The following is a 13,495-nucleotide window of genomic DNA, read 5'->3' as shown; positions in this document are numbered from 1 at the left end:
GGGCATGACAGAACTTTTCATCAAATATTATCAATATTATAAAAGCCTGGGTGATAAAACCTTTGAGCAGCTTTCGGAAGAAGATGTTTTTTGGCAGAATGATCCGGGAAGCAACAGCATTGCGGTGATTGTACAGCATCTTTCCGGAAACATGGTTTCGCGCTGGACCCGGTTTCAGACCGAAGACGGAGAGAAGTCGTGGCGCAACCGGGATCATGAATTTGAAGTACATCTTACCACAAAAGACGAAGTGGTCCAAGCCTGGGAAAAAGGCTGGGGTGTATTGTTTGAGGCACTGGACGCCGTCACAGATGAACAACTGTGTCAGCGGATTGAAATTCGTGGCGAGCCGCATACGGTGGCCGATGCAGTGCTGCGGCAGATTGCCCACTATGCCTACCACGTGGGCCAAATGGTTTTTATTGCGAAACTGAAAAAGGAATCTTCCTGGAAATCCCTTTCTATTCCGCGGAACGAGTCCGGATCTTATAATGAAAAAATGTTCCGGCGCCATGATACAGATCCATTGCCACAACATTCTTCACCGGTTTGTTTTGCCGAAGATGATGAGGTTCGGGATGAATATAGAACGGATTCATAATTCATAAAAAACTGTACCCGAAATTGTATTTTTAGAAGTGTAGAATTTATTACCTTTGCACTTTCTAATTTGAAAGGAGAAGAAAGCAATGCACCAAAAAACCGCTGCCTATCATACGCTGGGATGTAAACTCAATTTTGCAGAGACTTCTACGATTGCAAGACAGCTTACCGATGCCGGTTTCGCCAAAGTTAATTTTGACGAAAAAGCAGACGTATATGTGATCAATACCTGTTCGGTAACCGAAAATGCCGACCGTGAATGTAAATTTCATGTGAAACGCGCCATGAAAGCAAATCCGGAAGGACTGATGGTCATTGTAGGTTGCTATGCGCAGCTGAAACCAGAGGAAATCTCTGCCATAGAAGGCGTGGATCTGGTGTTGGGTGCCAAAGAAAAATTCAATATCCTCAGTTATATCAATGATTTACAGAAAGCAGAAGACCGTGGCCGGGTTCATTCCTGCGAGATAGAAGAAACAGATTTTTTTATCGGCAGTTATTCCATCGGCGACCGTACGCGTGCATTTCTCAAAGTACAGGACGGTTGTGATTACAAATGTACCTACTGTACCATACCGCTGGCCCGGGGGATTTCCCGCTCAGATACCATTGAGAATGTGGTGCAGAATGCCCGGGAAATAGCGGCCCGGGGAATTAAGGAAATTGTATTGACCGGTGTCAATATAGGAGATTACGGAAAAGGGGAATTCGGGAATAAAAAGCATGATCACACCTTTCTGGAGCTGATTTCAGAACTCAATACCGTAGAAGGAATAGAGCGCATTCGTATTTCGTCTATAGAACCCAATCTGCTGAAAGACGAAAGCATAGAACTGGTGGCGGGCAGCAAAAGTTTTGTTCCGCATTTTCATATTCCGCTGCAGTCGGGTAGTGATGATTTATTAAAGAAAATGAAGCGCCGGTATCTTACAGGACTTTACCGTAACCGTATTGCCAAAATCCGGGAGGTAATGCCCGATGCCTGTATTGGGGTAGATGTCATTGTAGGATTTCCCGGTGAAACTGAAGAGAAATTTCTGGAAACCTATCATTTTCTGAATGAACTTCCAATCTCATATCTGCACGTATTCACCTATTCCGAACGTGAAAATACAGAGGCAGCAGCCATGCCCGGTGTGGTGCCGCCGGCAGAAAGAAAGAAAAGAAATAAGATGCTCAGAATTCTTTCAGAAAAAAAGAAAGAAGCATTTTACAGATCCCAGCTGGGAAAAACGTTGCCCGTACTGTGGGAGCATGAAGAAAAAGACGGCATGATGTACGGCTTTACAGAAAACTATGTCCGGGTGAAAAAGCCTTTTGATCCCGCATTTGTTAATCAGATAGAACAGGTGACTTTACAGAATACCCAGGAAGACGGTACGGTTTCGGTCTCGCCCTCCTTTGAGCAGTTTCTGGTGCGAACCATATAAGCAAAGAAACTGCAGATTCATCAAACTTGAATCAGGGCATGAGTTCAGAAATCATTTATTGGAAGGAACTTTTAATGTTCATGAAAATTTCTTAAATTTCAACCATAATATTTTATTAAGCATTTAATTAATTCATTTAAAATGAGAGATAAGTTTTTATACTGGGGTGCAGGTCTTATAGTGGCTACCATCATCGTATCCATACTGATTGGTGGGTATTACTGGATTCCGGTGGTGCTGATTTGTCTGTACGGTGTGGGGATTTACAATATTACCCAAAGCAAACACGCTATTTTACGAAACTTTCCGGTTTTAGGATATTTCCGCTATTTCTTTGAAAGTATTTCTCCGGAAATGCAACAGTATTTCATAGAGCGGGAAACAGACGGAAAGCCGTTCCCGAGAAATGAAAGGTCTGCGGTTTACCGCCGGGCAAAAAATATAAGTGATACCGTGGCTTTTGGTACACAGCTGGAGGTAAATCACAGAAAATATGAGGGGATTAAGCATTCCATTTATGCCAAATCGCCTAATGAAGAACTTCCGCGTGTGATGGTAGGAAACCACCAGTGCAGCCAGCCATACAGTGCGTCCCTGTTTAATATTTCTGCCATGAGTTTCGGGTCTCTGAGTGACCGGGCGCAGATTTCCCTGAACAGAGGGGCAAAGAAAGGCAGGTTTTATCATAACACCGGCGAGGGGGGGATCTCTCCATACCACATGCAGGGTGGCGACCTGTGCTGGCAGATCGGAACCGGATATTTCGGTTGTCGGGATGAACAGGGTAAATTTTCTCCTGAATTATTTGCCGAAAAGTCCAGAATTGAAAATGTAAAGATGATTGAGATTAAACTCTCTCAGGGAGCGAAGCCGGGTCACGGCGGGGTGCTTCCGGGAGTAAAAAATACACCGGAGATTGCTAAAATACGCCACGTCACTGCCGGTATGACCATCATATCGCCACCGGGACACTCTGCATTTTCTGATGCAGCAGGATTGTTGAAATTCGTTCAGCAGTTGCGTGAACTTTCCGGAGGAAAACCGATTGGCTTTAAACTGTGTATCGGAGATACGAAAGAGTTTGAAGATATCTGTGCACAGATGAATGTGCTGAAGATCTATCCGGACTTTATTACCATAGATGGTGCCGAAGGAGGTACCGGAGCCGCTCCGCCGGAATTTTCTGATGGGGTGGGAATGCCGCTGGAACCTGCCCTTATCTTTGTAAACCGTTCCCTGAATAACTATAACCTGAGAGATAAGCTGAAAGTAATTGCTAGCGGTAAGGTACTGACCAGTCTGGACATTTTGCGCGCTATAGCCATGGGTGCTGATATGTGTAACAATGCTCGTGGTTTCATGTTTGCGCTGGGTTGCATTCAGGCATTGCGTTGCAACACCAATGCATGTCCTACCGGTGTGGCCACACAGGATAAAATGCTGATTAAAGGTTTGGATGTAACCGATAAATCTGAAAGAGTATACCATTTCCACAAAAATACACTGCATACCTGCAATGAACTGATTGCCGCAGCGGGCAGAAGTACCTATGAAGAGGTAGATGCCAGTATGTTTATGCGCGGAGATGAGTTTGAGCATCTTTCTGATGTGTATTTCCCTGATATTCTTGGAAATGTGAAACAACATCATTAAGTCAAAATGAAATATATAAAGAAACAGGTTCCGGATTTGGAACCTGTTTTTTTTTAAATCTGTATTATTCCCACTCCCCGCCAAAATATCTTGCGGTGAGTCCGGGCGCAGGCTGTTTTACGGCCTTGGAGTAGTTTTATATACCTGGAAGTTGAACACTAACGTACGGTTTCTCATGGAGTAGCCGGTGTAGTTGGCGTGGGCATCTCTGGCAAATGCAGCACGAGACGGAACAATAATGACCCCCTGAAGCGTATAATTTTCGGAATCCGGAATGTCATAGGCTTCAAAATATTGCAGTGCCTCCCGGAAGCCCTCTATTTCATAAAAACTTCTTTGCTTGGACGCATCGGTAGTGCCGGCATCAAGCACGGATTGTGGTGCATAGTAATACAGGGGATCCACATCGGGATTTCCTGAACCACTGATGGTATTTTTAAATGTAAAGGTTGAGGTGAATTTTACTTCGCCATCTACGTCTGCGGCTACCTGAGTAGTTACATTGGTCATTAAACGGATAATGTCTGTTTCACCTATCGGTGTTCCCGGGTTGGGTTGGGCCCCGTCTCTCATAATGTAAATCACTCCGGAGGGCAGTGTTACAGGATTCAGTTGCAGCAGGGACAGATAATTGTCATCTGCAGGATCTGTATCGCTGAAGGGTTTTATATTCCCAAGCGTGTCCAGGTAATGGGCAGCCATGTACTTCTGAATTGCCTGGTCGTCATACGAGTTTTGCAATTCCAGCGTTTCCGGCTCTTTTATTTCTATCACGCTTTCCTCTTCCCGGCAGGAAGATAAAGCCAGAAAAGCGGCCGTACTGTATAAGAATATTTTTCTCATTTTAAATTAATAATTAAATTGCTGAAAATTTATTTTACGCAAAAGTAAACAAAAATATGAGAATTGATAAATTTTTGTGGAGTATCCGCTTTTACAAAACCAGAAATATAGCTGCCGAAGAAATCAAGAAAAACCGGGTGTCCATAGGGGAGAATCCGGTGAAATCTGCCAAGGAAGTGCGCGAAGGTGATGTCATTAAAATCAGAAAAAATCAGATTAATTACAAAATTAAAGTCATTCAGATTCCCAAAAGCCGGATAGGTGCCAAGCTTGTTCCGCTCCATATTAAAGACATGACCGATGCGCAGGAGTACGAACTGCTGAAACTCAGACGCAGTGAACAAAATTATTACCGCAGCAAAGGAGAGGGCCGGCCAACCAAAAAAGACCGCAGAAGTATTGATGATTTTACTGCAGAAGAGCCGTCAGATACCGAAAATACGGAATGGGATGATTTCTTTGCCGGTTTGGATGATGATGGTGAGGATTAATACTCCAGCAAGTCCAGAATTTCGCTGATGATGGCCTCGGGGGTTTTGGCGGTGGTATCTACCGTATGGCGTGCACGGTTGTAGAATTCATTTCTTTCAAAAAGATGCTTGGCAATGAATTCCGGAACTTCTTTATCTGCCAATCTGGAAATGAGCGGGCGTTTGTTTTTCTGCCGAAGCAGGCGTTCTGTGAGCACCGGAATGGTGGTGCGCAGATGAATGCTCACAGAATTATGGTTGATGAGTTCCATATTGTTGTAGTAGCAAGGCGTGCCGCCACCCAGGCTGATGACGCCTTTATGGTGAGTGGCCAGAAGTTCTTCCAGCACTTCGCGCTCCTGTTTCCGGAAGTACAATTCACCTTTTTTCTCAAATATTTCGGGAATACTGAGTTTGTTTTTTTGAGCGATCAGAAAATCTGTCTCAAAAAAATCCACATCTAACTTTTCACTTAAGAGTTTGGAAATATGGGTCTTACCAGATCCCATGTATCCCAGCAGCGAAATCATCATATTTTTTATTTGTACAAATGTGTAAAAAAATTTTGAGAAATTAAAAAAAGCCCTATCTTTGCACCACTTTTTGAACAGGATAACTGTGATGAAGTGGCCGACTCGGTAGCTCAGCTGGTAGAGCAATACACTTTTAATGTATGGGTCCTGGGTTCGAATCCCAGCCGGGTCACTCCAAATAAAATCCCGTATTTTTAACTACGGTTTTTTTTTGCCTGCGTGGTGAAATGGTAGACACGCCATCTTGAGGGGGTGGTTTCCTAAGGATGTGCTGGTTCGAGTCCAGTCGCAGGCACTTCACCAAATTGGCCGACTCGGTAGCTCAGCTGGTAGAGCAATACACTTTTAATGTATGGGTCCTGGGTTCGAATCCCAGCCGGGTCACGAATTTACTGAAAGGTAAGTTTTTTTTCATATTATAATATTTTGTGATTTGGTGTTCAGAAGCCTTCCATCCGGAGGGCTTCTGATTTTTTGTACCTGCTCAGTCCAGATGCATATTGTCTATCAGACGTACACTCCCGGCATGGGCTACAATAAAAGCACGGTAGTTCCGGTCTTTGTAAAAGAAATCTGTTTCTTTCAGGGTATCCTCATCTGCAATGCGGAAGTATTCCAGTTTCAGACGGGTATTTTCAAAAATTTCTTTTACCCGCTCGTTAATTTCTGTCACCGTCAGTACCCGGAACCATTCATTAGCCCGCAGTAAGGTCTGGTGTATGATTTCAGCTTCTTTCCGCTGGGTAGGGGTCAGTCTCAGGTTTCTGGAACTCATGGCCAGTCCGCCCGGTTCGCGCATGGTGGGGACTGCATGAATTTTCACCGGGATCCCGGTTTGCTTCACCAGATTGCGGATGATGGCCAGTTGCTGAAAATCTTTTTCCCCGAAATACGCATGGTCCGGCTGTACCTGTCGCAGCAATTCTTCCACCACTGTGCCTACGCCATCAAAGTGTCCCGGCCGCGATGCGCCTTCCATTTCGCGGTCCAGCCCTCCGAAGTCGTAGGATTTACTGGCGGTTCCGTTGGGATAAAGATCTTTTTCGGAGGGCAGATATACGGCAGACACATATCCCGAATCCTTCAGTTTCTGCAGATCCTGATCCAGTGTTTTGGGGTATTTCAGCAGATCTTCTGCATTGTTGAACTGGGTGGGGTTTATAAAGATAGAAGAGATAATCAGATCATTGTCATGACTGGCGGCTTCGTAGAGGGAGATATGCCCGGCGTGAAGTGCACCCATAGTGGGTGCAAAGCCTATGATTTTGCCCATTTCCCTGTTTCGTTCCACATAGGCCTCCAGGCTGTTTCTGCTGTTCAGAATTTCCATTGTTTATTTTTTTGAGAAGTAAATTTAAAAAATAATTGCAAGAAGTTTATCGGGGGCGAGAAAATTTAAGGCAATTCTCTGTAAATGTCCTGCTGAAGTGTATTAAAATGTGTTAATTAAAGTGGATTCGGTCAAAATTTTGTAAATTTGCAGAATAATGCGTCCTGACTAAATCAGAGACGAGTACAGAAGAATTATGCCGAATCAGAAAATATTGTACATTACGACAGAAATGTTCCCGTATCAGGAGGAAAGCAGTATGGCGTCAATGGTAAGCAAAATGGCTCTGACCATGCACGGAGCAGGAAATGATGTCAGAGTTTTTATGCCACGTTTTGGGATCATCAGTGAGCGGAAGTTCCAGCTTCATGAGGTGATCCGCCTTTCAGGAATGAACATCATTATCAATGACCTGGATCAACCCCTCATTATTAAAGTAGCATCACTGCCCGGAGAGCGTCTTCAGGTATATTTCATTGATAATGAAGAATACTTCAAAAGAAAATCATATTACACAGACGATGACGGAAATGCGTATGATGACAATGGAGAACGCGCCATTTTCTTCGCCAGAGGAGTGATAGAAACCATAAAAAAACTGAACTGGGTGCCGGATGTGATTCACCTTAATGGCTGGATGTCTGCCATGATTCCCATCTATCTGAAAACGTTCTATAAAAATGACTATTACTTCAAAAATACCAAACTGATTATTTCGTTGTATAATGAAGATAATCTTTTGCTGGAAAAAGATATGAATGACAAGCTCCGGTTTGATCATATTGAAGATCTGGCACACAAAGAAAATCCCGCCTTCAGAGATGTGGTGACAGAGAGTCTGAAATATGTGGACGTGGTTGTAAAAGGTGATGAGTTCCTGGATGGTGACCTCAATACTGCTTTCGCCGGCGCTGCTGCAGAAAAATCTGAATATCTGGATTCTGAATCCATTGAAAAACTATACTAAATAAAGATATTGAATGACAGCTAATATTAAAAGATGTACCAAAATCGCTTCTGTAATTGTTTTCGGAAGTGTTTTTTTATTTAACTGTGAACCCGAAACAGATAATCTGGGTGAGCAGTTTTTTACCGGATCTGAACTGAATGTGGATTCTGTGGACGTGATTGCGTATAACATTGACAATAATGACACCATCCGTACAGATGCCTCAGAGATTTCAGTGGGTGCGCTGGGTGCGTTTTCAGAAGGGGTTTTCGGTATGCAGAAAGCAGCTTATGTGTCGCAGGTCCGTCTGGCAAATTATGACCCGGAATTTGGCGATAATCCTGAAATAGATTCTGTGGTACTGGTGATGAAGCCGCTCTATGATGCTTCAGAATCTGATGTGGTTACAGATGAAGATTATATTTACCCGGTAGGAGATGTCCCGGCCAAAAAAGTGGTGACCACTTACCCGGTCCTGAAATACGGTAAGGAAGATCAGGATCTGACCATCCGTGTGCACGAGGTGACCGAGTTTCTGGGTGCCTCTACAGATAAAACCTATTCTGACAAAACGGTAGGGTACAGCACCGAGCTGGGTTCTTATGTTTTTAATGGTAAAATCAGTTCTACAGCAATTACCAGAGATTCTGATAACAACAGCCTGTACAGCCATGATGCCAGCCTTAGAATTCCGCTTTCCAATGCGTTCTTTCAGCAGAAAATTATAGACCAGGAAGGATCTGCAGACCTGAATGATGCAGCCAACTTTATCCGTTATTTTCGTGGAGTTCGTATTGCAGTAGATGAAAATGACGGCTATATCTTCCGTTTCACGCCTTCTGCTACAGAAATTGTGATGTATTATAAATATGATAAGGATGAGAACGGAACCATTACCCGTACACCGGCAACGTTTAAATTACCCATGGGTGATCTGAATGCCCGCTTCGGACAATATACTTATAACAGAACCGATACTCCGGCAGCAGTGGCTATGAGCAATATAAACACCACCACCGGTGATGCGAAATTGTATGCGCAGGGAATGGGCGGACCTAGCTTCGGGATCCGTATCCCGGACAGTGAAATTGCCCTGCTGAAGGAAAAATTTAAGAATGACAAAATCGGAATCATAGGAGCCAAAATCAGAGTGTACACAGATGAAGCTGTATGGAATAACAGTTATGATAAACCTTCTACTTTTGTGTTTCTGCAGAAAGATGCTACCGGTTACCTGCCGGATATGAGTGTACTTGCTGCAGTGGCCAATTTCAGTCTGGTATCTGCTTTTGACCTTACCAAGAATCCTGCCTATTACGATTTCACCATTACCAAATCATTGAAAGATGTGGTGGAAACAGAGGCGCCGAATCAGGATTTTGTGGCGCATATCGGCGGATTCAGATACAGTGAAACCACTTCCCAGCTCATGGGATACCAGTATGACAGCCGGGCCTTTGCACCAAACCGTGTGGTGCTGGTGGGCAGTGATGCTGCAAACAATAAAAGAATACAATTAAGAATTAGTTACGGAACAAAATAATACACTATATATTATGTGCGGAATTGTTGGATATACAGGATTTCAGGATGCCTACTCGGTGGTGATTAACGGGTTGAGAAGGTTAGAATACAGAGGATATGACAGTGCAGGAATCGTACTGGATGGCCAAGGAGCTTTCAGTATGGCCAAAACCAAAGGGAAGGTGGATGACCTGGTAGCGGTTTCAGAAGAAATGAAAGGAAAAGCCACCGTAGGAATGGGACACACCCGGTGGGCCACTCATGGGGTGCCCAGTGACCGGAATTCGCATCCGCACCTTTCCAATAACGGAAAGATTGCTCTGGTTCATAATGGTATTATTGAAAATTATGATACCATTAAAATCATGCTTACCGAAAAAGGATTTACCTTTCAGTCTGAAACAGATACTGAAGTTCTGGTAAACCTGATACAATATTTTATGGATCTGAATCCCGAAACGGATTTTCCTTCTGCAGTACGCTACGCACTGAATGAAGTCTATGGTGCCTATGCCATTACGGTAATGCATGATGATTTCCCCGGACTTCTGGTGGTAGGCCGTCTGGGTTCTCCGCTGGCCATTGGTCTGGGAGAAAATGAATTTTTCATTGCTTCTGATGCGTCACCATTTGTAGAATTTACCAAAGAAGCCATCTATCTGGAAGAAGGGCATATGGCCACCATCTCTATGGAGCACGGCGTAGACATCAGATCTATTGCCGATAATGCCAGAATAGAACCTGCCATTCAGGAACTGAAGTTCAGTCTGGAGCAGATTGAAAAAGGCGGTTATGAGCATTTCATGCTGAAGGAAATCTTTGAGCAGCCGAAATCGGTTCATGATACCATGCGCGGACGTTTGCTGGTGGACACCGGGATTATTAAGATGGCCGGTATTTTTGATCACCTGGAGCGGTTCAACAATGCCGGGCGCATCATCATTATTGCCTGCGGAACCTCCTGGCATGCAGGACTCATTGGCGAATATCTGATTGAAGAATTTGCCAGAATCAATGTAGAAGTAGAATATGCATCAGAATTCAGATACAGAAACCCGATTATTTCTGAAAAAGATGTAGTCATTGCGATTTCCCAGTCCGGTGAGACGGCAGATACTATGGCGGCTCTGAAACTGGCCAAAGAAAGAGGAGCCTTTATATATGGTATATGTAATGTGGTAGATTCATCCATAGCCCGGATTACCGATGCGGGATCCTATACCCATGCCGGTCCGGAGATTGGTGTGGCCTCTACCAAGGCCTTTACGGCACAGCTTACGGTATTGTCTATGATTGCACTGAAACTGGGCAAACATAACGGTACTTTGGGCAATGCAGAATTTATGAGTTTGATCAGTGAACTGGATGCTCTGCCGAATAAGATTGAAGAAACACTGGAAAATACACACGAAATTGTAAAAGAAATTTCAAAAGACTTTGTGAATAGTCAAAATTTCTTATATTTGGGAAGAGGTTATAATTACCCGTCCGCACTGGAAGGCGCCCTGAAACTGAAAGAGATTTCATACATCCATGCAGAAGGTTACCCTGCTGCAGAGATGAAACACGGGCCCATTGCTTTGATTGATGAAAACATGCCTATTGTGATTATCGCACCGAAAAAAGGGCATTATGACAAAATTGTAAGCAATGTTCAGGAAATCAAGGCAAGAAAAGGAAAAGTGATTGCTGTGGTAAACAAAGGAGATGTTCAGGTAAGCTCTATGTCTGATTATGTCATAGAAATTCCGGAAACTTCCGAATGTTTTTCACCCATCATTGCGGCTTTACCACTACAGTTGCTGGCCTATTACATTGCGGTGTACAGAGGAGCAAATGTGGATCAGCCGAGGAACCTTGCCAAGTCAGTAACCGTGGAATAAAAAGGGGAGCGAACAAAATATTTCAATATTTTTTTCGTTTTTCAAAAATAATCTTAAAAGTTTCTTAAAAAAATTATATATTTACGGCTTAATTATAAAAATTAACATGAAAAGGATATTTCTTTTATTATTATCAGCGTCAGTTGTGTCTGTAACGGTATCTTGTTCAGGAGGCAGTAGCTCTGTCGGAAAGCCCGGAACAAAAGGAGAATTGATACCAAGAGAGAAATCAAGAAGTTTTGTAGCAGAAAGACCTTACGGTATGGTAGCCATCCCATCCGGATCTTTCGTAGTAGGTCTGGCAGATCAGGATATGACCAATATGCCGGAAAGATCTCCGCTGAAAACCGTAACTGTTTCTTCTTTCTTTATGGATGAAACTGAAACCACCAATGCAGAATACCGCGTATTCATTAACTATGTGAGAGATTCTGTGGCCAGAACATTATTGGCAGAAGCTGCCGGTGAAGGTGGAGACGGAACAGGAAGAGGTCAGAGTATTGGTGATTATGCTTATATGGCATATCAGGAAGATGAAGAAATGTCACCGTATCAGGAATGGCAGGAGTCTCAGGGTGGTCGTGGCGATGGTTACGATGCCAGCAGAAAACTGGACTGGTCTATTCCATTGCACTGGAATACCAATAACTACCCGGATGTAGAATATGCAGAAGTACTGGAGTCTATGTATCTGCCTGCATCTCAGAGAGGAGCTAACCAAAGAATTATTGATGCCTCAAAACTGCAGTATTCTTACGTATGGGAAGATCATAACTCTGCCATCGCAGCAAACGAAAGAGGAGCAAATTTCCTGAAGAGAGAAAGCCTTGCCATCTATCCGGATACCACCGTTTGGGTAAAAGATTTCCACTATTCTTATAATGAACCGTTGTTTGAACAATATTTCTGGCACAATGCCTACAAGGATTATCCTGTAGTAGGGGTGACCTGGGATCAGGCAAGAGCTTATTGTGACTTCAGATCCAAACTGAAATCTGATTACAATGAAAGCCTGAGAAGAAAAAAACAAGTCCCTATGAGATTCCGTCTTCCTACAGAACAGGAATGGGAATATGCAGCAAGAGGTGGTCTGGAAAACGCTACTTATCCTTGGGGAGGTCCTTACCTGACCGACGACAGAGCTTGCTACCTGGCCAATTTTAAACCAAAAAGAGGAAGCTATATTGAAGATGAAAAATTAGGAACCTATACCTATACAGCACCGGTAAAAAAATTCAGAAAGAACGGTTATGGACTATATGATATGGCCGGAAACGTTTCAGAATGGACGGTTTCAGATTTCAGTAATTCATCTTATGGATTCTCTAACTCACTGAATCCTACTACTAAAGGAACTCCGGATACCAGAAAATCTGTACGTGGTGGTTCGTGGAAAGATATCGGTTATATGCTGATGGTGGGTGCCAGAGATTGGGAAAGAAAAGACTCTGCCAGAAGTTACATCGGTTTCAGAACGGTACAGGATATTCCGGAAGCTGCCGTAAAACCAAAAAGAAGAAACTAATAATTTAACCCAAATTTTAATATTTTAAATCTATAAACAATGATAGGAAGAGTTTTCTCAACAAAAGAAGGTATTTACAACTTTATCTACTCCTTCGGTGCTGCAATTGTAATTCTGGGAGCGTGGTTGAAAATTACCCATATTAACTTAGGCTTTATTACCGGTAACGTGGCTCTAACCGTAGGTCTTATTACTGAAGCATTTATCTTCTGTATTTTCGCCTTCGACCCTCCAAAGAACGAAGAGAACTATGCATGGGAAAATGTATATCCGGAACTTCTGGATAAGCATGCTAAGCCAAACCCGCTTCACGCCAATGTTGGTGATGCCAGCTCACAAGGATTTATGCTGGAAATGGAAAACTCTCTTTCCGGTAAACTGGATAAAATGCTGGAAGATGCCAAGCTGGATGTAGGTCTTTTTGAAAGATTGAGAGCAGGTATCGATAAATTCTCCAGCTCTGTAGATCAGATTAATCAGACTGTAGACGTATCTGCATCTACTCATAAGTATAATGAACAACTGAACAAAGCTGCTTCACATATGGAAAGCATGAACCAATTGTATGCCATGCAACTGGAGCAAGGTCAGAAACAATCTGAATTCAGCAAAAAGTATGTGGCTGATCTGGAAAAATCTGCAGAACAATCTTCTAAGTTTAACGAAGAACTACAAGGTTTAACTTCTAATCTAAACAACCTGAACAGAGTTTACGGAGGTATGCTTACGGCAATGAAGTCTTAATTCCTGTA

General features: G+C 43.3%; 12 protein-coding genes and 3 tRNA genes. 12 read left to right on the top strand and 3 right to left on the bottom strand.

The window, feature by feature from the left end; genetic code table 11:
• Positions 1 to 4 precede the first annotated feature (4 nt).
• From LKO26_RS08215 to LKO26_RS08205, 3 genes are all read left to right on the top strand, one after another.
• Positions 5 to 601: a DUF1572 family protein gene (locus LKO26_RS08215; protein ID WP_227587374.1), complete on the top strand. Its 597-nt coding sequence runs from the start codon at positions 5 to 7 to the stop codon at positions 599 to 601.
• Positions 602 to 689: 88 nt separating this feature from the next.
• Positions 690 to 2,033: a tRNA (N(6)-L-threonylcarbamoyladenosine(37)-C(2))-methylthiotransferase MtaB gene (gene mtaB / locus LKO26_RS08210; protein ID WP_227587373.1), complete on the top strand. Its 1,344-nt coding sequence runs from the start codon at positions 690 to 692 to the stop codon at positions 2,031 to 2,033.
• Positions 2,034 to 2,174: 141 nt separating this feature from the next.
• Complete coding sequence (locus LKO26_RS08205; protein ID WP_227587372.1) at positions 2,175 to 3,686, top strand: FMN-binding glutamate synthase family protein; 1,512 nt, start codon at positions 2,175 to 2,177, stop codon at positions 3,684 to 3,686.
• Between the two features lie 117 nt (positions 3,687 to 3,803).
• On the opposite strand, the gene LKO26_RS08200 is transcribed toward LKO26_RS08205, so the two are convergent.
• On the bottom strand, positions 3,804 to 4,529 hold the full coding sequence (locus LKO26_RS08200) for a hypothetical protein (RefSeq protein WP_227587371.1): 726 nt from the start codon (positions 4,527 to 4,529) through the stop codon (positions 3,804 to 3,806).
• A gap of 56 nt (positions 4,530 to 4,585) precedes the next feature.
• Here LKO26_RS08200 and LKO26_RS08195 point away from each other — a divergent pair, with 56 nt between their 5' ends.
• The gene (locus LKO26_RS08195) at positions 4,586 to 5,020 is read left to right on the top strand and encodes an RNA-binding S4 domain-containing protein (RefSeq protein WP_227587370.1); all 435 of its coding nucleotides are present in this window, start codon (positions 4,586 to 4,588) and stop codon (positions 5,018 to 5,020) included.
• Here LKO26_RS08195 and LKO26_RS08190 read toward each other — a convergent pair.
• Complete coding sequence (locus LKO26_RS08190; protein WP_227587369.1) at positions 5,017 to 5,532, bottom strand: shikimate kinase; 516 nt, start codon at positions 5,530 to 5,532, stop codon at positions 5,017 to 5,019. The two genes, LKO26_RS08195 and LKO26_RS08190, sit on opposite strands and share 4 nt — an antisense overlap.
• A 99-nt stretch (positions 5,533 to 5,631) precedes the next feature.
• Between LKO26_RS08190 and LKO26_RS08185 the strand changes: the two genes are divergently transcribed.
• The 3 genes from LKO26_RS08185 to LKO26_RS08175 all read left to right on the top strand — a co-directional run bounded on the left by LKO26_RS08185 (position 5,632) and on the right by LKO26_RS08175 (position 5,916).
• Positions 5,632 to 5,704 (top strand) — tRNA-Lys (locus LKO26_RS08185).
• A gap of 41 nt (positions 5,705 to 5,745) precedes the next feature.
• Positions 5,746 to 5,827: transfer RNA gene (locus tag LKO26_RS08180), tRNA-Leu, on the top strand.
• 16 nt (positions 5,828 to 5,843) lie between these two features.
• A tRNA-Lys gene (locus tag LKO26_RS08175) sits at positions 5,844 to 5,916 on the top strand.
• A 100-nt stretch (positions 5,917 to 6,016) separates the two neighbouring features.
• Here LKO26_RS08175 and panC read toward each other — a convergent pair.
• Positions 6,017 to 6,862, bottom strand: a complete 846-nt coding sequence (gene panC, locus LKO26_RS08170) for a pantoate--beta-alanine ligase (RefSeq protein ID WP_227587368.1) — start codon at positions 6,860 to 6,862, stop codon at positions 6,017 to 6,019.
• Between the two features lie 196 nt (positions 6,863 to 7,058).
• On the opposite strand from panC, the gene LKO26_RS08165 reads away from it, so the two are divergent.
• From LKO26_RS08165 to gldL, 5 genes are all read left to right on the top strand, one after another.
• Positions 7,059 to 7,829 carry a glycogen/starch synthase gene (locus LKO26_RS08165; RefSeq protein ID WP_227587367.1) on the top strand — a complete coding sequence of 257 codons (771 nt, stop codon included), beginning with the start codon at positions 7,059 to 7,061 and terminating at the stop codon, positions 7,827 to 7,829.
• Positions 7,830 to 7,842: 13 nt separating this feature from the next.
• Entirely contained in the window at positions 7,843 to 9,354 is a 1,512-nt protein-coding gene (locus LKO26_RS08160; RefSeq protein ID WP_227587366.1) for a DUF4270 family protein, read from the top strand.
• A 13-nt stretch (positions 9,355 to 9,367) separates the two neighbouring features.
• Positions 9,368 to 11,218 carry a glutamine--fructose-6-phosphate transaminase (isomerizing) gene (gene glmS / locus LKO26_RS08155; RefSeq protein ID WP_227587365.1) on the top strand — a complete coding sequence of 617 codons (1,851 nt, stop codon included), beginning with the start codon at positions 9,368 to 9,370 and terminating at the stop codon, positions 11,216 to 11,218.
• A gap of 106 nt (positions 11,219 to 11,324) precedes the next feature.
• Positions 11,325 to 12,743, top strand: coding sequence for a gliding motility lipoprotein GldK (gldK, locus tag LKO26_RS08150; protein WP_227587364.1), 1,419 nt, complete (start codon positions 11,325 to 11,327; stop codon positions 12,741 to 12,743).
• A gap of 39 nt (positions 12,744 to 12,782) precedes the next feature.
• A complete protein-coding gene (gldL, locus tag LKO26_RS08145; protein ID WP_227587363.1) occupies positions 12,783 to 13,487 on the top strand; it encodes a gliding motility protein GldL in 705 nt (234 codons plus the stop codon).
• The last annotated feature ends 8 nt before the right edge of the window (positions 13,488 to 13,495 follow it).

This window comes from Chryseobacterium sp. MFBS3-17, assembly GCF_020687745.1.
Lineage (GTDB): Bacteria > Bacteroidota > Bacteroidia > Flavobacteriales > Weeksellaceae > Marnyiella.
The sequence above is the reverse complement of the archived record's forward strand: the minus strand, read 5'-3'. Positions and strand labels throughout refer to the sequence as shown.